The organism is Agrobacterium sp. 22-226-1, from assembly GCF_053522345.1.
Map to the genome: position 1 here is coordinate 44297 of NZ_JBNWCP010000008.1, position 19951 is coordinate 64247.

At 60.2% G+C, this 19951-nt stretch carries 18 protein-coding genes and 1 pseudogene; 9 read left to right on the plus strand and 10 right to left on the minus strand.

What is annotated here, in order from left to right:
* Positions 1-3: 3 nt before the first annotated feature.
* From ACQZ5K_RS15095 to ACQZ5K_RS15105, 3 genes are read left to right on the plus strand one after another with little or no spacing between them, the layout of a single operon-like run.
* Positions 4-801 carry an ABC transporter permease gene (locus ACQZ5K_RS15095; RefSeq protein ID WP_196378818.1) on the plus strand — a complete coding sequence of 266 codons (798 nt, stop codon included), beginning with the start codon at positions 4-6 and terminating at the stop codon, positions 799-801.
* Entirely contained in the window at positions 798-2492 is a 1695-nt protein-coding gene (locus ACQZ5K_RS15100) for a GMC family oxidoreductase (protein ID WP_448740718.1), read from the plus strand. Before ACQZ5K_RS15095 ends, ACQZ5K_RS15100 begins: the two co-directional genes overlap by 4 nt.
* 17 nt (positions 2493-2509) lie before the next feature.
* Complete coding sequence (locus ACQZ5K_RS15105) at positions 2510-3934, plus strand: aldehyde dehydrogenase family protein (RefSeq protein WP_448740719.1); 1425 nt, start codon at positions 2510-2512, stop codon at positions 3932-3934.
* Between the two features lie 70 nt (positions 3935-4004).
* Here ACQZ5K_RS15105 and ACQZ5K_RS15110 read toward each other — a convergent pair whose 3' ends face one another.
* The 7 genes from ACQZ5K_RS15110 to ACQZ5K_RS15140 all read right to left on the minus strand — a co-directional run bounded on the left by ACQZ5K_RS15110 (position 4005) and on the right by ACQZ5K_RS15140 (position 9704).
* Positions 4005-4715, minus strand: coding sequence for an anti-sigma factor (locus ACQZ5K_RS15110; protein ID WP_448740720.1), 711 nt, complete (start codon positions 4713-4715; stop codon positions 4005-4007).
* Entirely contained in the window at positions 4712-5254 is a 543-nt protein-coding gene (locus ACQZ5K_RS15115; protein WP_448736400.1) for a sigma-70 family RNA polymerase sigma factor, read from the minus strand. The genes ACQZ5K_RS15110 and ACQZ5K_RS15115 overlap by 4 nt, the downstream gene beginning before the upstream one ends.
* Before the next feature lie 140 nt (positions 5255-5394).
* Positions 5395-5823, minus strand: a complete 429-nt coding sequence (locus ACQZ5K_RS15120; protein ID WP_448740721.1) for a DUF2177 family protein — start codon at positions 5821-5823, stop codon at positions 5395-5397.
* Positions 5824-5891: 68 nt separating this feature from the next.
* Complete coding sequence (locus ACQZ5K_RS15125; RefSeq protein ID WP_035237020.1) at positions 5892-6269, minus strand: DUF2147 domain-containing protein; 378 nt, start codon at positions 6267-6269, stop codon at positions 5892-5894.
* A gap of 27 nt (positions 6270-6296) precedes the next feature.
* A complete protein-coding gene (locus ACQZ5K_RS15130) occupies positions 6297-7529 on the minus strand; it encodes a class I SAM-dependent methyltransferase (protein ID WP_448740722.1) in 1233 nt (410 codons plus the stop codon).
* Positions 7516-8334, minus strand: a complete 819-nt coding sequence (locus tag ACQZ5K_RS15135) for a DUF1365 domain-containing protein (protein ID WP_448740723.1) — start codon at positions 8332-8334, stop codon at positions 7516-7518. The genes ACQZ5K_RS15130 and ACQZ5K_RS15135 overlap by 14 nt, the downstream gene beginning before the upstream one ends.
* Positions 8331-9704: an NAD(P)/FAD-dependent oxidoreductase gene (locus tag ACQZ5K_RS15140; RefSeq protein WP_448740724.1), complete on the minus strand. Its 1374-nt coding sequence runs from the start codon at positions 9702-9704 to the stop codon at positions 8331-8333. Before ACQZ5K_RS15140 ends, ACQZ5K_RS15135 begins: the two co-directional genes overlap by 4 nt.
* A gap of 192 nt (positions 9705-9896) precedes the next feature.
* Here ACQZ5K_RS15140 and ACQZ5K_RS15145 point away from each other — a divergent pair, with 192 nt between their 5' ends.
* The 3 genes and pseudogenes from ACQZ5K_RS15145 to ACQZ5K_RS15155 form a co-directional block, all read left to right on the plus strand.
* Positions 9897-10685 (plus strand): DUF1295 domain-containing protein, encoded by a 789-nt coding sequence (locus tag ACQZ5K_RS15145; RefSeq protein WP_448740725.1) that lies wholly within the window; start codon positions 9897-9899, stop codon positions 10683-10685.
* Positions 10682-11707 carry an SAM-dependent methyltransferase gene (locus tag ACQZ5K_RS15150; protein ID WP_448740726.1) on the plus strand — a complete coding sequence of 342 codons (1026 nt, stop codon included), beginning with the start codon at positions 10682-10684 and terminating at the stop codon, positions 11705-11707. Before ACQZ5K_RS15145 ends, ACQZ5K_RS15150 begins: the two co-directional genes overlap by 4 nt.
* A 522-nt stretch (positions 11708-12229) precedes the next feature.
* A pseudogene (locus tag ACQZ5K_RS15155) lies at positions 12230-12331 on the plus strand (L,D-transpeptidase family protein); the annotation flags it as partial.
* 62 nt (positions 12332-12393) lie between these two features.
* Here the strand turns inward: ACQZ5K_RS15155 and ACQZ5K_RS15160 are convergent.
* Positions 12394-13242 carry a LysR family transcriptional regulator gene (locus ACQZ5K_RS15160; protein ID WP_448736407.1) on the minus strand — a complete coding sequence of 283 codons (849 nt, stop codon included), beginning with the start codon at positions 13240-13242 and terminating at the stop codon, positions 12394-12396.
* 103 nt (positions 13243-13345) lie between these two features.
* Between ACQZ5K_RS15160 and ACQZ5K_RS15165 the strand changes: the two genes are divergently transcribed.
* Positions 13346-14680: an aspartate aminotransferase family protein gene (locus ACQZ5K_RS15165; protein ID WP_448740727.1), complete on the plus strand. Its 1335-nt coding sequence runs from the start codon at positions 13346-13348 to the stop codon at positions 14678-14680.
* Here ACQZ5K_RS15165 and ACQZ5K_RS15170 read toward each other — a convergent pair.
* Both ACQZ5K_RS15170 and ACQZ5K_RS15175 read right to left on the minus strand, forming a co-directional pair.
* Positions 14677-16782 carry a sensor histidine kinase gene (locus ACQZ5K_RS15170; RefSeq protein ID WP_448740728.1) on the minus strand — a complete coding sequence of 702 codons (2106 nt, stop codon included), beginning with the start codon at positions 16780-16782 and terminating at the stop codon, positions 14677-14679. The genes ACQZ5K_RS15165 and ACQZ5K_RS15170 overlap by 4 nt on opposite strands.
* Positions 16779-17513 carry a response regulator transcription factor gene (locus tag ACQZ5K_RS15175; protein WP_080856758.1) on the minus strand — a complete coding sequence of 245 codons (735 nt, stop codon included), beginning with the start codon at positions 17511-17513 and terminating at the stop codon, positions 16779-16781. Before ACQZ5K_RS15175 ends, ACQZ5K_RS15170 begins: the two co-directional genes overlap by 4 nt.
* A gap of 239 nt (positions 17514-17752) precedes the next feature.
* Between ACQZ5K_RS15175 and ACQZ5K_RS15180 the strand changes: the two genes are divergently transcribed.
* Positions 17753-18751 (plus strand): ABC transporter substrate-binding protein, encoded by a 999-nt coding sequence (locus ACQZ5K_RS15180; RefSeq protein ID WP_448740827.1) that lies wholly within the window; start codon positions 17753-17755, stop codon positions 18749-18751.
* Between the two features lie 112 nt (positions 18752-18863).
* The gene (locus ACQZ5K_RS15185; protein WP_003503939.1) at positions 18864-19889 is read left to right on the plus strand and encodes an ABC transporter substrate-binding protein; all 1026 of its coding nucleotides are present in this window, start codon (positions 18864-18866) and stop codon (positions 19887-19889) included.
* Positions 19890-19951: the final 62 nt, after the last annotated feature.

The following is a 19951-nucleotide window of genomic DNA, read 5'->3' on the forward strand; positions in this document are numbered from 1 at the left end:
CGCATGAGCCTGTCGAAAATCCTTCTCTACGGCTTTGTAGCCCTCGTTCTCGCCTGGCTGATGATCCCCATCCTGATCATCCTGCCAATGTCCTTTTCCGGCGCACGCTTCCTTGCTTTCCCGCCGCCATCCTGGTCGCTGCGCTGGTATGAGGCTTATCTTGGCAGCGCCGCCTGGATGCAGGCAACGCGTGTAAGCCTGATCGTCGCCGTCTCCAGCGCCGTCATCGCCACCATTCTCGGGACTGCGGCGGCCTATGCGCTCAACCTCACGCAATCGCGGCTGGTGCGCAGCCTGCAGGCGCTGCTGCTTCTGCCGCTGATCGTGCCGATCGTCATCACCGCCGTCGGTGTCTTCCTGGTTTACGCACAGATCGGGCTTCTTGCCTCGCTGACCGGGCTGATCCTCGCCAATGTCATGCTGGGCCTGCCCTATGTCGTCACCTCGGTTCTGGTCGGGCTGCGCAAGTTTGACCACACGCAGGAGATGGTGTCGCGTAGCCTCGGCATGAACCGTTGGCGGACCTTCTTCATCGTCACCCTGCCGCAAATCCGCCCGAGCGTCATTTCCGGTCTGCTCTTCGCCTTCATCTCCGCCATCGATGAAACCGTGGTTTCGCTTTTCATTTCCGGCGGCGAATATCAGACGCTTACGAAGCGCATGTTCACAGCGCTGCGCGACGAGATCGATCCGACCATCGCCTCGATCAGCTCCCTGCTGACGGCGATCTCGTTCATCCTGCTGATGCTGGCGGCGATCAACGCCCGCAACACCGAATACTCGCAGGGACGGGCGACATGATCGTCGATCACCTGATCCTCGGCGGTGGATCGGCGGGCTGCGTGCTGGCCGCACGCCTTTCCGCAGATCCGCGGCGGACGGTCGTTCTGGTCGAGGCCGGGCGCAATATTGCGGCGGAGGATATCCCGGATGAGGTGCGCAGCCGTTATCCCGGCCGTGCCTATCTCGATACGCGCAATATCTGGTCGCAGCTCACGGCGTTGATGGGCCATGCCCGTTCCAACGCGGCGTCCCGTCCACCGCGTCGCTACGAGCAGGCGCGGCTTCTGGGGGGAGGCTCGGCGATCAATGCGCTGATGGCCAATCGGGGGGCGCCGGCCGACTATGCCGAGTGGCAGGCGCTTGGGGCGGACGGCTGGGGCTGGGACGATTGCCTGCCCTATTTTCTGAAGATCGAAGCCGACAGGGATTTCTTCGGCCCGCTTCACGGCACGACCGGGCCGCTGACGATCCGGCGCATATCCGACGACAGGATTTCACCCTTCGTCGACCGAGTCATGAAAACGCTCGACCGCCGCGGCTATCCGACAAGGCCGGACCAGAACGGACCCTGGGAAGACGGCGTCTTTCGCGGCGCCATCGCCGTCAGCGATAGCGGGGAGCGCTTGCCGACCTCGCTTGCCTATCTGACGCCGGACGTGCGCAAACGTCGGAATCTCAGGATCATCACCGAAAGCGTCGCGGACCGCATCCTGTTCGATGGTCGTCGGGCCACGGGTGCGATATTGGCGGGTGCTACGGCGGAGACGATCCATGCGGCGGAAGTGATCGTCTCGGCCGGCGCCATTCACACGCCCGCATTGCTGATGCGCTCCGGTATCGGCCTCGTCGGTGACATCGCCGCCGTGGGGGGCAATGTCGTGGCCGGCCGCAGCGGCGTCGGTCGCAATCTGATGGAGCATCCTTCGATCGCCGTCGCTGCCTATCTGCCGCCGCAGATGCGGGTGCGTGACAGGGGAGAACACCACGAACAGGCGATCTGGCGTTTCTCGTCCGGTCTTGACGGCGCGCCGCAGGGTGACATGCATGCCGCGATCCTGTCGCGATCCGGCTGGCACTCCATTGGTCTACGTCTGGGCAGCCTGTTCTTCTGGGTCAACAAGTCCTATTCGCGCGGCTTTGTGAAGCTTGCTTCGCTTGACCCCCATGTGGAGCCGGAGGTCGATTTCAGGATGCTGAGCGACGAGCGTGATCTGAGGCGGCTCAAGCTTGCGCTGCGGCTGGGTGCGGAAGCTCTGACCGATCCTTTTATGGCGGGGCACAGCGGCACTGTTTTTCCATCGAGTTATTCGCCCCGGGTGGCGAAGGTCGCTGCACCGGGGACATGGAACGCGTTGCAACGGGGTCTTTTCTCGGGTCTTCTGGATGTGGCGGGTCCGCTGCGCCCCGCATTGGTGCATTCGGCGATAACACTCGGCACGACCATGCGGGGGCTGCTTGAAGACGACGCGGCGCTGACGGAATTCGTCCGCCGCCATGTGGGCGGCACGTGGCATCCTTCGGGAACGTGCCGCATGGGATCGGCTGACGATCCCATGGCGGTGACGTCGTCCACGGGCCGCGTGCACGGCGTGGAAGGATTGAGGGTCTGCGACGCATCGCTGATGCCGTCGATCCCCTGCGCCAATACCAACATTCCCACAATCATGATCGCGGAGCGGATCGCCGACTTTATCCTGGCCGGCCGCTGAGATCATTGGAGACGGATATGGACAACTATCTCAAATTCTACATCGACGGCGCCTGGGTCGATCCTCTCGGCGGCCAGCGTCTATCCGTCGTCGACCCCGCCACCGAAGAGCCTTTCGCGGAGATAGCCATGGGATCGGCGGCGGATGCCGAGCGCGCCATCGCCGCCGCGCGCCGCGCCTTTGCTGCCTTTTCGCAGACGACGCGGGAAGAGCGCCTCGGCCTGCTCGAGCGCATTCTTGAGATATTGAAACGTCGGCAGAACGAGATAGGCGACGTGATCTCTCATGAGATGGGCGCTCCTCGAAAAATGTCGCGGGATGAGCAGGCGGGTATCGGCGTGGCGCATTTTGAGCAGACTATCCGCGCCATGCGTGATTTTTCGTTCGAATACATGCAGGGCACGACCCGTATCGTCCATGAACCGATCGGTGTCGTCGGCATGATCACGCCGTGGAACTGGCCGATCAACCAGATCGCCTGCAAGGTCGCCCCGGCGCTCGCCACCGGCTGCACAATGGTGCTGAAACCCTCGGAAATCGCGCCGCTCAACGCCATACTTTTCGCCGAAATCCTGCACGAAGCCGGTGTTCCCAAGGGCGTGTTCAACCTTGTCAATGGTGACGGCCCGACCGTGGGCGCGGTACTGGCGAGCCATCCCGATGTCGACATGGTTTCCTTCACCGGCTCGACACGCGCCGGCATTTCGGTCGCGCAGGCGGCGGCCCCGACGGTGAAGCGCGTGCATCAGGAGCTGGGCGGCAAATCGCCCAATATAGTGCTCCGAACCGCTGATCTTAACGCCGCCGTGCGCGCCGGGGTGATCAGGTGCTTTGCCAATTCCGGCCAGTCCTGCAATGCGCCGACCCGTCTTCTCGTCCCTGCGGAGCAAATGGACCGGGTGATTGGCATCGCCCGTGCGGCGGCGGAATCGATCCGTGTCGGTACACCCGGCGATGCCGAAACGGATATCGGGCCGGTTGCCAGCAAAACGCAATTCGACAAGATCCAGAGCCTCATCCGCAAGGGAATGGAGGAAGGGGCGGAGCTCGTTGCCGGCGGGCTCGACCGGCCAGCGCATCTGAACAGCGGCTATTATGTACGGCCAACAGTTTTTGCGCGCGTTACGAACGACATGACGATCGCGCGTGAAGAGATTTTCGGGCCTGTGCTTGCCATTCTCGGTTATGGCAGCGAGGACGAGGCGGCGGATATCGCCAACGACACGCCCTATGGGCTGGCATCCTATATTCAGGGCGCACCCGAGGAGGCGCGTGCCTTCGCACGACGGCTCAGAACCGGCATAGTGCGCCTCAACAGCTCCGCCTGGGATGGGGCCGCGCCCTTCGGCGGCTACAAGCAGTCGGGCAACGGTCGGGAATACGGCAAGTTCGGTCTGCACGAGTTCACCGAAATCAAGGGCATCGTCGGCTTCGGAGATTGACCGTTACGACCCATCTCGTATCGTGACGCGTTCATCGGGACTCGCCTCGAAATCGGGAAGCGTTAGACATTCATCCCCATCGCGCCGTGCCGACAGCGATAACAGGGCCGGTTGCCTGACCAGTCGGCGAGCCGCCGAAAGGTTCGACGCTGATCGCGAAGGTGGTGCCTTCGGTGATGCTGTTGCGCATGTCTGCGGGGATTATAAGATCGCCATTCGTGCCGGGCTGGAAGACGCCGAGCGAGCGGGTCTTGCCGCCATCCATCACCAGCCACAGTTCCAGAGACTTTTCGTCGGTCTTGCCGGTTGCGACAGGCACAATGTGCATCCGTCCGGATTCCGCATCGTAGGAGGCGAGGAGATTGACCTGGCTGTCGGTCGTTGCAAGTTCGGCCACCAGCGGGGTGGCGCCCTGCCACTTTTCGGGGAAGGCGGCGTAAACGATGGCCGCCACGGCGGCTGCGCTGGTGGCAACCGAGATCCAGCGCCAGAAGGACGCGGAATTCCAGAGGCTGCCATTGGTATTGACGGTCCTGCTGCCGAACAGGCGTTCTTCGATACGCGCAAGAACAGCAGCGCTCGGTGCCTGCGCCTGGTAATCGGCATTGAAGTCGGAAAATTCCGCCTCCCAACGCTGCACCAGCTGTGCGAAGGCCGCGTCGTCCTGCATGCGTCGTTCCAGTTCACGGCGCTTTTCGAGCGGCAGGACGCCCAGAACATATTCACCGGCGAGGATGTCGTCGCGCGAATGCTTGCCGCCGCTCTGTTCGCCCGTTGTCATCGCTGCATGCACTCTCTGAGTTTGAGAAGACTGCGTCGCAGCCAGGTTCTGACCGTGTTGAGCGGCACGCGCAATTCTTCGGCGAGTTCGAGATAGCTCAAGCCCTCGACATAGGCCCGACGCACCGCCTGCGCGTGTACAGTCTCAAGCTCGCGCATGCAGTCTTCGATCCTGCGGCCTTCATCGGCGAGAACGATCTGCTGCTCAGGATCGCGGGTGCTCTCGTCGGCAAGATCGTAGGCTTCCTCGATGTCGTCGGTTATGGGCTTGCGCGCGCGGATCGTATCTATTGCATGGTTGCGGGCAATGGCGGCAAGCCATGTGGCGGGTTTGCCGGCGCTGGCGGCAAATGTTCGGGCCCGCTGCCAGACCTTGATATAGATTTCCTGCAGCGCCTCCTCGGCTTCCGTTCTGTCACGCAGGATTTTCAGGCAGATCGCGAAAAGCTTCGGACTGGTTGCCTGATAAAGCGAGACGAATGCTGAACGATCACCCATGCCGACGCGGTTGATAAGGCCTGCGATCTCTGTGCCCTGCATTCGAACCTTCCTTGCTGCGCCTCCTTTATAGGGTCGTCTTTCGCAGGAAGACAAGAGATGCATGCTCATGCTGCGAACCTGGCAACGACTGGGCCGCAGGGTTATCGGACTTAAGCGGCCGGTAAGAGGGGATGTCGTCATCATAGGCCCGTCGGATTTTCCAGCGGGCCGATCAGCCGCACCGTGATGAGATAGCCGATTGTAGCCGCTGCTGCGGAGACGAAGGTTCCCCATAGAAGATCGGCGACGGTCAGGGTCGTGGACCAGCTTTTCAACGTCGCCTGATTGGTCAGGTCGTAAGTGGCATAGGCCATGAAGCCGACCACTGCGCCATAAAGCAGCGCGGTCGTCCATTCCCCCGTCTGAAAGGCCGGGCGAACCGCAAGAAAGGTCAGGCCGGCGGCATAGATGAGGTAAAAGACGACCGCCGGAGTAAGCCGGAAGTTTTCTGCCAGAAGATCGCCGATGGCCGGGCGGTAAAGACGCGACGCCATCGTGCTCAACCAGATGAAGTCAATCACCAGAAAGGCGACGAGAGTAAAAAGGTAGGCTGCGAAATAGGTTTTCATTGGTGTTTTCCTTTGCAGGGCATCGATAAGGAGGCGACGATGTGGGTCGAAGCAACGTGAAGATGTGGCTAGTCGATCCTTGTCCAGTTTATGCCCTTGCACAGCAGACCGGCGACGATACAGCCTTTCGTGGTCATGCCGTTGCCGTTTATTGTCACTGTTATCCTGTAGGATTTGTCCCGCTGGGGGTCGAAAGCGGTGCCGGAATAGCTGCCTGCCTCTGTCTGCTTTATGTCCATGATCAGCCGGTCCCCGGCCTTTTCCTTCGGGGTGCCCTGCTTGATCCAGGTGTTTGTGGCACAGATATTTTCACCGCAGGGCGCGATCAGTACTTTCGCCTTGCCGTCTCCGCGCGCCCAGTTGCCGTCGATATCGGCCGCGGTCGCGTTGGACGCGACCAGCAGTGGCCATAGGACGGAAGCAACCGTCAATCCGTTGATCATCATTGTCTCTCTCCGCAGTTTGGTCCCGCCTTATCTGTGTTCGATCGTATAGAAGCCGACGTTTATGCTCCCCTCGGCAAAGCCTGCCTCGCAATAGCAAAGATAATAATCCCAAAGCCGTCGAAAGCGGTCATCGAAGCCGAGCAGGGAAATCGTCTGCCACCGCGCATGAAAACGCTGGCGCCATTCGGCGAGCGTGAGCGCGTAGGACTGGCCGAAAAGTTCCTTATCGGTGAGCTTCAGGCCGGTTTTGCCGACCGCTTTTTCGAGCGCGGCATTTGAGGGCAGAAAGCCGCCGGGAAAGACGTATTTCTGGATGAAATCCGCCTTACGCCGATATGTATCGAAGCGGCTTTCTTCAATCGAAATGATTTGCAGCACCGCACTGCCGCCCGGTTTCAGGCATCTTTTCAGCGTTTCGAAATAGCTCGGCCAATAGGCCTCGCCGACTGCTTCGAACATTTCGACGGAGACAATCCTGTCGAATTGGCCGTTCAGGTCGCGGTAATCCTGCAGCCTCAGATCGATGCGGTCTGTACTGTCCGCTTTTTCCGCCGCATTTTTTGCCCATTTTAACTGGGACGGGGAGAGAGTGATGCCGGTGACGTTGGCTTTGGCCTGCGTGGCAAGGTGAATGGCGAGTGCGCCCCAGCCGCAGCCGATCTCCAATATGTTTTCGCCGCCGCTCAATTGCAGTTTATCGACGATACGTTCCAGTTTTTTCAGTTGGGCGGCTTCGAGCGTAGACGCCGTGTCATCGAAAATCGCCGACGAATACAGCATAGAGGGATCAAGCCACTGCCGGTAAAACTCGTTGCCGAGATCATAATGCGCTTCGATATTGCGGCGGCTGCCGCGTCTGGTATTGGCATTCAACCCGTGCGCAGTGCGGTTGAGAAGGCGCATCGGCAGGCTGCCGCGCATTGACCTTGCGAACGCCTCGCGATTTTGGGCCGCAAAGCGGATCAGCGCCGTCAGATCTGGTGTGGTCCAGTCGCCTTCGATGAAACCCTCGGCAAAGCCGATGTCGCCGTTCAGCAGCATCCGCCGGATCGCGCGCCAGCTATGCAGGACAAGGATTGCCTCGCTGCCATTCGTTGCGCCGGATTTTTCAATGATGCCGCCGCCGGGAAGAATGATATGTAATCTTCCCCTGTCGATATTGCTCAACAGCCGGTTGATGAGCCACATGCCTGGGCTGATGCGGTCGTTCAGGCGCGTATTCTTCGCCGATAATTCCGTGAGATTGTCAAACGGGGTCATGAATTTTGGCCTCGATTTGCGACGATGAAGGATGACGGAAGGAGACTGGACCGGCAGGCGGCAGCGGCCGTTTTCTGAGCTGCACGCCTTTCAGCCAAATTTTCAGGGCCTCCCAATGAATGCCCAGAATGACCTTGAGCGTCAGGAGGGGAATGGCGACGAAAGCTTTCAGAAGCGCGCCGTCCGTCAATTCGACACGCCGGGCCAGATGCCGGGCGGTCAGGATCAGGCCGTCATTGTCGAAAGTATCGATGACGATTTTCAGCCTGTCGCCGGGCGGGGCGACGCGGAAAACATAGTGGAGATCCATGTCCATGAATGGAGAGACATAAAAGGCCTTGTCGCATTGCTGGACGATCTCGGTCGATTTGCCGGCTTCCACCGGGATCAGGTATGAGTGTCTCTCGCCAAACGTGTTGTCCACCTCCCAGAGGATAGCTTTGAGCGACAAGTCGCGCCCGTAGCAGAAGAAGACACTGAGTGGGTTGAAGGCCCAGCCGAGCACGCGCGGCATGGTGAGCAGACGTATCGGCCCTCCGTCCACCGTCATGCCTGCCGCCGTCATGACTGCCTCGATCTGCTGGCGCAGCCCGATGGCGCTGCGGTTGCCGCGGTCCCTGCTGTGAAACGAGAACAGGTTGAACCGGTCTACGGAGAAAAATCGCAATTTCCGGTCGAGCACGTTCAACTCATCGAGGTCGAGGAGCAGCGAATAAATCCGGTAGGCGAGCTTATGGGTTTTCGGCTTGAAGCGCGCATGCGTTACATGGCCGGGAAAAAGCGCCGAGGCGAGGGGAGACGTCACGCCATCGCCTCCATGATTTCCGTGTCTGTTGCAATCGTCGCCAAATCCAGGCGAATGATCCGGCCGTTGTCGTCGGCAACTTTCCATGGACGGGATATACCGCCAAGATCTTCGGCGACGGCAAGGCCAGCCTGAAGACCGTCTTCATGAAAACCGGATCCGAAATAAGCGCCGCAGAACCAGGTGTTTCTCAGACCTTGCAAGGCCCATAGTTCCTGACGCGCCTGTTCGGTGCCAGCATCAAAAACCGGATGGTGATAGATTTCCTCGGCGATGATTTTTCCTTGATCCGGTTCCCGCACCGAGTTCAGCGTTACGAAAATGTCCGGGGCTTCACCCAGCGGCTGAAGCCTGTTCATCCAGTAGGTAATGCTCGGCTGGCTCGTTTTAATGCGCGTGTCGGCCACATAGTTCCAGCTTGACCAGGCACCGCGGCGGCGCGGCATGAAACGGCTGTCGGTGTGAAGCACGGCGCGGTTTTGGGTGTAGGAAAAAGCGCCAAGAATGCGCCGTTCGGCGCGTGTTGCATCCGCGAGCATGTCGAGCGCCTGATCCGCATGGGTTGCGATCACCACGTCATCGAAGCGCACGGCTTTGCCGTTCGGAGTGGTGATTTCGACGCCGCCCGGCAGGCGGTGGATGCGCTTCACCGGCGTTGAGAGGAAAATTCGATCGGCAAACGGCGCGGTGATGCGTTTCACATATTCGCGCGAGCCACCGACGACTGTGCGCCAGACCGGCCGATTGCGCAGCAACAGCAGGCCGTGATTGCGGCAGAATTTGATAAAATGCGCCGCCGGATAACGGCCGACCTCCATGGCCGGCGTGGACCAGATGGCCGCAGCCATGGGGTAAAGATGATCGTCGCGGAACGCTGAACCATACCGGTTGCGGGAGAGATATTCGTCAAGAGACAGATCGCCCATCAAATGCAGGTCGCGTGGGGCGTTGCGGTAAAAGCGCAAAAGGTCCGCAAGCATCGCCCAGAAACGTGGTCTGAGGATGTTGGACTTCTGGGCCAGGAGGCCAAGGCCGGTTCCGCCGGAATATTCGAAACCGCCATTATCCAGAGAAACGGCGAAAGACATGTTCGACGCCGCTGTCGCCACGCCCAATTTCTGGAAAAGCGCGGTGAGATTGGGATAGGTCTGCTCGTTATAGACAATGAATCCGGTATCGACATGGACTTGTCCATGGTCCGTGCTGAACGCCACCGTATTGGTGTGGCCGCCGATGCGGTTAGCCGCTTCGAAAACAGTTACATCGTGCCGTTGCGACAAAAGCCAGGCCGCCGACAAACCGGAAATTCCCGTTCCGACCACGGCGATGCGGCGCCGGCTTTGTTCTTTTTTCGCTTCGGTATCGAACATTTTTCCTCGCTATCGCACTGTCAATCCAGTCTTGGGGACCGCGACATGTACGAGGAGGCAGCCCGATCAGTTTCACCGGCGCATCGATTTTTTGAAATTTTGTCCGGCGCCTGAAACTCTTTTGCCGGTCCGCTCGTATTCGCCATCACGAGACCCGACCTCAAACAGTTCAAAATGGCGAGCGAAGTGGTGATGTTTTCTGTAGTCCTGGCGCTTGCCATTCTCATCTCGCTTCTGATGGCGGGCGCTTGGCCGTTGCAGAGAGCAACCGGTTCAAGCGGCTGGATCGACACGGTCTGGGCGGCGACTGTCGGGCTTGGCGGAGTTTTCGCTGTTGCTTTCGCCAGCGGAGATGGATGGCGGCGCGGTGCGGTGCTTTTTCTGGTCGTTGTCTGGTCCCTGCGGCTTGCCGGCCACATTGGCATGCGCACGCGAGGAGGCGGGGAGGATCCCCGCTATGCAAAGCTTATGGAGCAATGGGGGAGCGCTGCCGCCGTGCGGCTATTCATCTTCCTGCAGATACAGGCAATCGCCGCTTTCGTGCTCGTTCTTGCGGTCTATCTTGCGGCAAGCAACACCCATGTCTTTCCGCGTTTGGTTGACCTTATCGCCATGGTGGTCGCCCTTGGCGCGCTTGCAGGCGAAGCGCTCTCCGACGCCCAGCTCTCGAAATTCAGAAAGACCGCAGCGGCAAAAAACAGTGTCTGCGAAACCGGCCTGTGGCGTTATTCCCGTCACCCCAACTATTTTTTCGAATGGCTTTTCTGGTGCAGTTTTCCGCTGTTGGCCATTCAGGGGCCGGCCTTGTCATGGGTATCGCTCGCCGCGCCGGCGATGATGTACTGGCTGCTTGTCCACGTCTCCGGGATTCCGCCGCTTGAAGACCATATGCTGCAATCGCGGGGGGAAAAATTCCGCGCCCTTCAACGACGCGTCAACGCCTTCTTTCCGGGGCCGCGCAAGAACGAGGACAGGCCATGAACATGCTCGCATTCGCCATCAACGCCGCCGAGCGCGCGCCGCTCAGCGACAGCGTGACGCTCGCCGGAATAGATATGCTCTGCGCACGGACGAAGCGGCGGATTGCCGCCATTCCAGCGGATGCGGAAGAGGTTTTCGCGGCGGATATGGTGAAGTTTCCCGTCGCCAGCCATACCGACGATGCAAACAAACAGCATTATGAAGTGCCAGCGGCATTTTTTGCGCTCGTTCTGGGAGAGCAGCGCAAATATTCCTGCTGTTATTATGACGATGCCACGACGACGCTGGATGAAGCTGAAAATGTTGCTTTGGCCAAGACCTCGGCCCATGCCGGCCTTGAGGACGGCATGGATATTCTGGAACTCGGCTGCGGATGGGGTTCGTTATCCCTCTATATGGCCGGCCGTTTCCCCAATGCGCGCATCATCTCAGTCTCGAATTCCGTGTCGCAGCGCGAATATATAATCGGTCGTGCCCGAGAACGGGGGTTTTCAAACCTTTCTGTAGTGACGGCCGATATGAATGATTTCACGACGGGCGATCGATTCGACCGTGTCGTATCGGTGGAAATGTTCGAGCATATGTCGAACTGGCGCGTGTTGTTCGAGCGTGTTCACTCGTGGCTGAAGCCGGACGGCAGGTTTTTCCTGCATGTGTTTAACCACCGCGACCGATCCTATCGTTTTGACCACAACAATCCTGCCGACTGGATCGCCCGGCACTTCTTCACCGGCGGCATCATGCCGGCCTTCGACCTTCCCCATCGCTTCAATCAGCTTTTCACCATCGAGCGGGAGTGGCGCTGGTCAGGGTCGCACTATCGTCGAACAGCGTTCGACTGGCTCGAAAATTTCGACAAAAAAATTGACCGTATCCGGCCCATTCTGGAGCAAACCTATGGTGCCGACGCCCGGCTGTGGGAAAGGCGATGGCGATTGTTCTTCCTGGCGACCGCGGGGCTTTTCGGGCACGAGGGTGGTGACGTATGGGGTGTGGGGCACTATTTTTTTAAGAGGGTTTAGTGTTAGCGCCGCGCAATCGGCATGGGCACGTTCTAAAAACCGCGCTCGAAACGTTTGCCAAAACGAACGTTTTCTCTCAGAGAGGGGTGCAGACCGGAAGCGAGGATTCTAATGCCCTGAAGCTCGATAGAACGAAGAATTTCCGGAGGTCCGACGTTCGAGCCATTTTTCGCCGCATCCTGCGCCACGGAGGGGAGACAAGCAGCAGGCTCGATAGAAAGGCAGCGATCGGGAAATTTCGTATCAGATAATTGTAGGGCATCAAGGCGTTCCTTAGGACGATTTCGACGGGCAACTCCCCGACAATCGAGATGAAAGGGAGGCATTGTTCCGGGGGAGATTTGCGAATTATGACCGGGCCTGTTTAATGGCGGCCTTGAGGCCTTTCTCATCCAGAACACCGGGATAGATTGTCTTGCCGATGACGAAGGATGGCGTGCCGACAAAGTTGAAGGCGAGTGCCTGGCGATAGTTTCGATCGAGCAGCGCGGAGATTTTCCTGTTGTTGCTGTTCACCGCTGCGGCGATGCTGTATCGGCTGGCTGCATTTGCCTCTTGAATCAGGATATCATCGACCTCTACAACCGGGTAAAGCCCGGTGCCCGGATCGTTGTACAAGGATAGGTGAAGCCGCTTGATAGTCTGGCGAAGTTCCAGAGGATTCCGAAGCCCGGATTAACCTAAGGCTAGAGGCTGAGACCGGGAAGAACGGTGCGGATGTGATTGCCCAGCGCCCTGGCTGCCGAAGATGTCTGCGTATCGGCAAACTCGATGGCAATGCCGATCGTCGGCAGGGGTGGTAGCCCGCTTTTGACGATATGAAGGTCGGCTGGAACGGCTGTCCTTGTCAGCACGCTGATGGCGTGGCCGGAGCGCGCGATTGCGATGAGGCCGGAAAGGCTGTTGCTGGCGAAGGCGACGCGGTAGCGGCGATTGGCGGCTTCCATGGCGTCGCACGCCGCGCGGTGATCCAGCGTCACGGGCGCGGAGAGCGCCAGCGGCAGCACATCCTTGGCGAGGAGATCCGGCTCCGGCCTGTCCGCCACCCAGACGAAGCTCTCCCTGCGCAGCACATCGCGGTGATCCGGATCGGATTGCGAAACCAGCGCCATGTCGATCTGGCGGCGCTGCAGGAGCGGACGCAGTTCCGTCGTGGGCGCACAGACCATGCGCAGATCGACTTTCGGGTAGGTGCCGAAGAAGCCTCTCAGCAGTTCCGGCAGGAAGGCGATGGAATAATCTTCAGGGCAGCCAAGGCTCACGGTTCCCTGCAGCGTTGCCTCGCCCATATCGGCAAGGATTTCATCATGCCGGGCAAGCAGGGCGCTGGCATGGGCAAGCAGTCTCTCGCCCGCTGCAGTTACGCGCACTCCCGAACCCGTTCGCTGGAGCAGAGTATGGCCGACCAGCTCTTCCAGCCGTTGCATCTGGGTGCTGAGCGCGGATTGGGTGCGCCCGATCTGTGCGGCGGCGACGCTGATGGAGCCGGCGCGAGCGACAATGATAAAGTTCTTCAGCAGGGTAAGATCGAGCATGGCGATATCAAAATTATCGATATCGGAGTAAAATACTATCAATTGGACTGAGGTGGCAATGGGTTGTTATGTTTCGGCAAGATAAACTCTTGGGGAATGTGCCATGGACAAGCTTGCGAAGAACTTCGCCTCGCTCAATGACGAACCGGCTTTCTGGGAGGCCGCCAATAAACATCTGACCCGCTACGGACCGGCCTTCGAGGAGATCATCGTCGAACGGGCTGAGGGGAGTTTCGTCTATGATGCGGATGGGCGCGCCATTCTCGATTTCACCTCCGGCCAGATGAGCGCTTTGCTCGGGCATACCCATCCGGATATCGTCGCCACCGTCAACCGGCAGATGGCATCGGTCGCCCATCTCTTTTCCGGCATGTTGTCGCGCCCGGTCGTCGACCTGGCGGCGCGGCTGGCGGCGCTCGCGCCGGGTCTCGATCGCGTGCAACTGCTGACCACCGGGGCTGAATCCAACGAGGCGGCGATCCGCATGGCGAAGCTCGTCACCGGCGGGCATGAGATCGTCGCTTTTGCGCAGAGCTGGCACGGCATGACCGGCGCTGCGGCCTCCGCCACCTATAGCGCCGGCCGCAGGGGTTATGGCCCGGCCACGGCCGGTTCACTCGTTATTCCCGCGCCGAATGCCTATCGTCCGCGCTTCAAGAATCCCGATGGATCGAATGACTGGCAGGCGGAGCTCGACGATGCCTTCGAACTGATCGATCGCCAGTCGACCGGCAATCTTGCCGCCTTCATTGCCGAACCGATCCTGTCGAGCGGCGGTATCCTCGAACTGCCGGCCGGTTATCTCGCTGCGCTAAAGAAAAAGTGCGAGGAGCGCGGCATGCTGCTCATCCTCGATGAAGCCCAGACCGGCGTCGGCCGGACCGGGCATATGTTCGCCTTCCAGCGCGATGGTGTGACGCCCGATATCATGACGCTGTCGAAGACGCTCGGCGCCGGCCTGCCGCTTGCGGCGGTGATGACGAGCGCGGAGGTCGAACAGAAGGCCTTCGAGAGGGGTTTCCTGTTCTATACGACCCATGTTTCCGATCCGCTGCCGGCGGCTGTCGGCGTGACGGTTCTCGATGTGGTGGCGCGTGATGGGCTGGTGGAACAGACGATTGCCCGCGGGAACCGTTTGAAGGAGGGGCTGTTCTCGCTGCAGCAGCGGTTCGAATGCGTTGGAGATGTGCGCGGGCGCGGGCTTTTGCTCGGACTTGAAGTCGTCGCTGACCGGCATACGAAAGCCCCGGGTTTCGAACTCGGTGCGCGCATCATGCAGGAGGCGATGTTGCGTGGCCTCAGCATGAACATCGTCAAGCTGCCCGGCATGGGCGGCGTCTTCCGCATTGCGCCGGCGCTGACGGTATCGGATTCGCAAATCGACCTTGGGCTGGAGATACTGGCGGATTCGATCGAATCCGCACAGCTTGCCCGCTAGGTGTAGCCGGCATTTGCCGGGAATGTCAGTTCAACCCTTGCGCCTTCGCCGGGTCTGGAACTGATATGCGCTTCGCCGCCGCTCTGGCGCACGAAACCGTAGACCATGGCGAGGCCGAGACCTGCACCGCCATGGTCGCCCCGCGTGGTGAAATAGGGCTCGAAGGCCTTGTCCACGGCCTCCGGCGTCATGCCGATGCCCTCGTCGGTGACGGCGATCACCAGCGTATCTTTGCCGGAGGCGGCCTCGATTGAAATCAGGCCGCCATCGGGCATGGCGGCTGCGGCGTTCAGGCAGAGATTGAGGATGGATTGTTCGAAAAGGGCCGGGTCCAGCGGTATCGAGGGAAGATCGCCATCGATATCGAGCGCGATCCTGCATTTGGGGCCGACGGCGATTTCCAGAATATCGGCCATGCCGCGCAGCAGGCTTGCGACATTGATGACGCTTGGATGAATCGGCTGCTGGCTGCCGATGGTAAGCATGCTGCTGGCCAGAGACCGGCCGCGATCCGCCGCCTTGCGGATGCGGGCGATGTGTCGCTTCTGGCGATCGTTGAAACCGGCTTCGCGCTCCAGAAGTCCTAGACTGCCGGTGATGATGCCGATCATGTTGCCGACCTCATGGCTGACCTGATGGGTCATGCGCATGATGCCATCAAGCCTCTGGGCTTTGACGGCTTCCGCTTCCTGACGATCGAGAGCGGTCACATCGCGGGCGAGCAGCACGATGCCGCCATCCGGCTGGCGTGACATCGATACTTCGATCACCCGCTGATCGTCGGTGCGATGGCGCAGGACTGCGCGGTCGAGCAGTTCTCCCGGCTCTGCATCGAAGGGCAGCAGAGCCGGGTCGATTTCCGGGATCGGTTCGACAAACCTCCGAAGCGGCAGTTTTCGCGACGAGCCGGAGCGTCCGACGAGTTCGATGATGCGACGGTTCATGGTGATGGGCCGGCCGGCCGGATCGAAGAGCGCAATTCCCTCATTCATGGTGCGGAAGGTCGAGCGGATGGTGCGAGCTGCCGCTTCGGCCGTACGCCTGAGGCGCGAGACGCGGTCGACGCTGTCATGGAAGGCGCGAAACGCATCGAGCAGCCGGATCAACTCCGTTTCGGGACCGGTATAGGAGGGCGGGCCGACATCCTTATCTCCCTTGGCGAGGGCATTCATGCCATTGGAGAGCGTCACGATCCCGCGCGAGACACGCATCACCGAGCGGATCGAGAAGATCGCCACGATGAGAACCAGAAGCGAGGCGACGGCGACAATGATCAGCAGCCGGTTGAGAGCATCGGAGGTCGAAATCAGGTCTTCGTTCAGGCTGCGCGCAACCGCATCGCCCTGGGTTTCGGTCACGTGGGAAAGATCGCGTGAGACGGTGTGAAGGCGGGAGACCGAGGCGCGGATGGCGAACATTTCCAGAAGGTAACGGCTCTGGGCCTCGAAGACCCGCTCATAGGGCTGCAGCTCGGCCATGGGCAGGCGCTCGCCGGGATAGCCCTGCTGGCGCGCCGTTGTTTCCGCCACGTAGCGGCGGCGCAGTTCGCCAAGCTGGAAAAGGCTGTCGGATGCGGATGCGGCCTGTACGATGCCGTTCATTCGCCGGCGCAGTTCCGGATCGAGGATGCCCTGACCGGTGGCGATTTCGCCGAGCGCCGCTGCCGCTTCCGCCTTGTGACCCTGTGCCGCATCGGCATCCTTCGCGAGATCGAGCGTCTGTTCCCGGATGATCTGAAGAAGTTCGACGATGCGTTCGCTGGCAAAGCCACGGGTGATCCGTTCGCCGCTGTCCGGTCCTGTCATTTTAAGCAAAATATCGACCTGCTGGACCACCGAGCGGCTTTCGCTGGAAACGCGATAGGGCGAGGCGGCGTTCATCAGGAACGGTGCGCTGGAGACCAGATCGGAGACCTGCCGCGAGACCAGCGACGCCTTGGCGAGACTGGAAAAAGCCTGCAACCCATAGGCCGCCATTTCATCGCGGGCGCGCTGCAGGCCATAAATGGCGATGGCGGAAAGGCTGAAGACGAGGAGGCAGGTAAAGACGATCGCAAAGGGCAGGCGAAAGGCGATGGAGGAAAGGAAGGAGCGGCTGATCACGGGGAAAGCTCGCCCTCATCGGTGTGGAGCACGTAACCCTTGCCGCGCCGCGTCTTGATATGGCGCGGCAGGTCGGGATTGATCTCGATCTTGCGCCTGAGCCGCAGCACCAGCACGTCGACATTTCTGTCGATATAACGGTCGCTCTCCGAACCCAGCCTGTCGAGAATCTGGGAGCGGCTGACGGGCTGGTTGGGTGTTTCCGCCAGTATTTCCAGAAGCGCGAATTCGGCGGTGGTCAGTGTACGGCTGCGGTCCGCGAGGCAGACGGCGCGGCGTGCATCGAGATCGATTGCCCAGTCGCCGAGGCGAAGCGCCCCGCGCCCATGATCGCTGTCCTTCTCCTGTTTCAGCGAAGGGATCGTTCGGCGCAGTACGGCTTTGATCCGGGCCGTGAGTTCGATCGGTTCGAAGGGCTTGACAACATAATCGTCGGCTGCGGTCTCAAGCCCGAGAACCCGGTCGGCGGCGCTGCCGGCGGCGGTGACCATGACAATGCCGATGTCGATCTGGCTGCGCAGCCGCTGGGCAAAGGTGCGTCCGGATGTGCCAGGCAGATTGTGATCGACCAGCACAAGCTGCATCCTGTCCCTTGCCAATATCTCGTCCGCCTCCTCGGCGGAGCGCGCGCAGGTGGGCAGCCAGCCCTCCGCCTCGATGAGGTCCGAGATGAGCTCGGCCATATCCGGATCGTCCTCGACGATCAGAATGCGAACCTTCTGATTAAGCACTGCACTTTCCTCCCGCCATCATCATAGGCATGGCGGCGACGATCTTCAAAGGCTCGCTGGTTATCTCCCCTGTCATAATTGTAATATCTGTAATCTTGTTCGGCGGTGCGGTGAAAGATTGGTAACCATTCTTCGATTGCGGTGCGGACAGGATGTGACATGCTGTAGGTGGAGACTGGAACGGGGAGGTTCCGGGCAGGGAGGCTTAATTGAAAGCATTGACCGCACTTGCGGCGAGCATGGCCCTATGGCTGTGCGGCGCAGGGCATGGCATGGCCGAGCCGAAGTTGAACGTCCTTTGCGGCGTCGACGAGGCTTGGTGCTTGACCATGCAGCGGGCTTTCGAAGCCAGGGCCGGTCTCGAGATTTCGATGGTGCGCAAGAGCACCGGTGAAATCCTCGATCAGATTCGTGCCGAACGATCCCATCCCACTGTCGATGTATGGTGGGGCGGTACTGGCGACACCCATTTGCAGGCGGGTTCTGAAGGGTTGCTGGATGAATACCGGCCCGCCCACCAGCAGGATTTGCTGCCCTGGGCGCAGAATTTCTCGGTGATGTCGGGATCGCGGTCTGCGGGAATTTATGCCGGCGCGCTGGGCTTTGCCTATAATTCGGAACTGCTTGCAAAGAACAATCTGCCGGCGCCGACCTGCTGGAAGGATCTGGCGAAGGATGTCTATCGCGGCCATATCCTGACCGGCAATCCGAACTATTCAGGCACGGCCTTCACCATGCTGGCCACCCTCGTTCAGCTCTTCGGCGAGGAGGAGGCTTTCGGGTTCATGGCGAAGCTCAACCAGAACGTCGTGAGCTATACCAAGGTTGGTGCAGCGCCCGTCAAGGCGGCGGCGCGGGGCGAGATCATGATCGGGATTTCCTTCATGCATGATGCCGTGACCCAGAAGATCGAAGGTTTTCCGCTGGTCATCGTCGCGCCGTGCGAGGGCACCGGTTATGAAATCGGGGCTGTCAGCATCGTCAAGGGCAATCGCAACGCGGCTCTTGCACAGGATTTCGTGGAATTTGCGCTGAGCCCGGAAGGGCAGGCGACCGGGGCTGCGGCCGGCCAGAACCAGGTGCCTTCCAACGCCCGGGCGACATTGCCGCTGACCGCACCTGATATATCGATGATCAAGATGGTGGATTACGACTTCGCCACCTTCGGACAGCCGGAAGAGCGAAGTCGGTTATTGAGCCGCTTCGACAGCGAAATCCACCCGAGCCAGACCCAGTAGGGCCAAAACCAAAATCCCAAAAAGACAGCGCGCGTGCCGCAAGGCGCCGCGACCGGCAGCGCCATGTCTGCGCGCGGCCAAGAATTCAGACGCAAGCTACAGGAGGATAACCATGCGACTGACGATACTTTCCACCCTGCTTTTTGCCGGCACGGCACTCAGCGCCGTTTCCGCGCAGGCGGCGGGCGAACTGAACCTGATCTGCTCGGCCGATGTCGTCATCTGCGAACAGATGAAGGGCGATTTTGAAAAGTCACACGACATCAAGGTCAATATGGTGCGCCTGTCTTCGGGCGAGACCTATGCCAAGGTGCGCGCGGAAGCCCGCAACCCGAAGACCGATATCTGGTGGGCCGGCACCGGCGATCCGCACATGCAGGCGGCGTCCGAGAACCTGACGCTCGAATACAAGTCGCCGATGCTGGACCAATTGCAGGACTGGGCTGTGAAGCAGGCTGAAAGCACCGGCTACAGGACCGTCGGCGTTTATGCCGGCGCGCTGGGCTGGGGCTACAACACCGAAATCTTCAAGTCCAAGGGTTACAAGGAGCCGAAATGCTGGGCCGACCTGCTGGCACCGGAACTGAAGGGCGAAATTCAGATCGCCAATCCGAATTCGTCCGGCACCGCCTATACGGCGCTCGCGTCGCTCGTGCAGATCATGGGCGAGGATCAGGCGATTGATTATCTAAAGAAGCTCAACGCCAATATTTCGCAATATACCAAGTCCGGCTCAGCACCGGTCAAGGCGGCGGCGCGCGGCGAAACGGCGCTCGGCATCGTCTTCATGCATGATGCGGTGGCGCAGACGGCGGAAGGCTTCCCGGTCAAGTCCATCGCGCCCTGCGAAGGCACGGGTTACGAAATCGGCTCCATGTCGATCATCAAGGGTGCGCGCAACCTCGACAATGCGAAGACCTGGTACGACTGGGCGCTGAAGCCGGAAGTGCAGTCGCGCATGAAGGACGCCAAGTCCTTCCAGCTTCCCTCCAACAAGACGGCGGAAGTGCCGAAGGAAGCGCCGAAGTTCGAGGACATCAAGCTCATCGACTACGACTTCAAGACCTATGGCGACCCGGCCAAGCGCAAGGCGCTGCTGGAACGCTGGGACCGCGAGGTCGGTGCGGTCGCCAACTGATCTGAAACACTGATCTTAACTCCGGCGACAGGCATCCCGGCTTTTTAAGCCGGGGTGTCCGC

Coding starts and splice junctions, on each gene's coding strand:
- ACQZ5K_RS15180 (WP_448740827.1), top strand. CDS start 17,753: ATGGCCCTATGGCTGTGCGGCGCAGGGCATGGCATGGCCGAGCCGAAG.
- ACQZ5K_RS15105 (WP_448740719.1), top strand. CDS start 2,510: ATGGACAACTATCTCAAATTCTACATCGACGGCGCCTGGGTCGATCCT.
- ACQZ5K_RS15140 (WP_448740724.1), bottom strand. CDS start 9,704: ATGTTCGATACCGAAGCGAAAAAAGAACAAAGCCGGCGCCGCATCGCC.
- ACQZ5K_RS15110 (WP_448740720.1), bottom strand. CDS start 4,715: ATGACAACGGGCGAACAGAGCGGCGGCAAGCATTCGCGCGACGACATC.
- ACQZ5K_RS15125 (WP_035237020.1), bottom strand. CDS start 6,269: ATGATGATCAACGGATTGACGGTTGCTTCCGTCCTATGGCCACTGCTG.
- ACQZ5K_RS15120 (WP_448740721.1), bottom strand. CDS start 5,823: ATGAAAACCTATTTCGCAGCCTACCTTTTTACTCTCGTCGCCTTTCTG.
- ACQZ5K_RS15165 (WP_448740727.1), top strand. CDS start 13,346: ATGGACAAGCTTGCGAAGAACTTCGCCTCGCTCAATGACGAACCGGCT.
- ACQZ5K_RS15160 (WP_448736407.1), bottom strand. CDS start 13,242: ATGCTCGATCTTACCCTGCTGAAGAACTTTATCATTGTCGCTCGCGCC.
- ACQZ5K_RS15095 (WP_196378818.1), top strand. CDS start 4: ATGAGCCTGTCGAAAATCCTTCTCTACGGCTTTGTAGCCCTCGTTCTC.
- ACQZ5K_RS15185 (WP_003503939.1), top strand. CDS start 18,864: ATGCGACTGACGATACTTTCCACCCTGCTTTTTGCCGGCACGGCACTC.
- ACQZ5K_RS15145 (WP_448740725.1), top strand. CDS start 9,897: ATGTTTTCTGTAGTCCTGGCGCTTGCCATTCTCATCTCGCTTCTGATG.
- ACQZ5K_RS15150 (WP_448740726.1), top strand. CDS start 10,682: ATGAACATGCTCGCATTCGCCATCAACGCCGCCGAGCGCGCGCCGCTC.
- ACQZ5K_RS15115 (WP_448736400.1), bottom strand. CDS start 5,254: ATGCAGGGCACAGAGATCGCAGGCCTTATCAACCGCGTCGGCATGGGT.
- ACQZ5K_RS15130 (WP_448740722.1), bottom strand. CDS start 7,529: ATGACCCCGTTTGACAATCTCACGGAATTATCGGCGAAGAATACGCGC.
- ACQZ5K_RS15100 (WP_448740718.1), top strand. CDS start 798: ATGATCGTCGATCACCTGATCCTCGGCGGTGGATCGGCGGGCTGCGTG.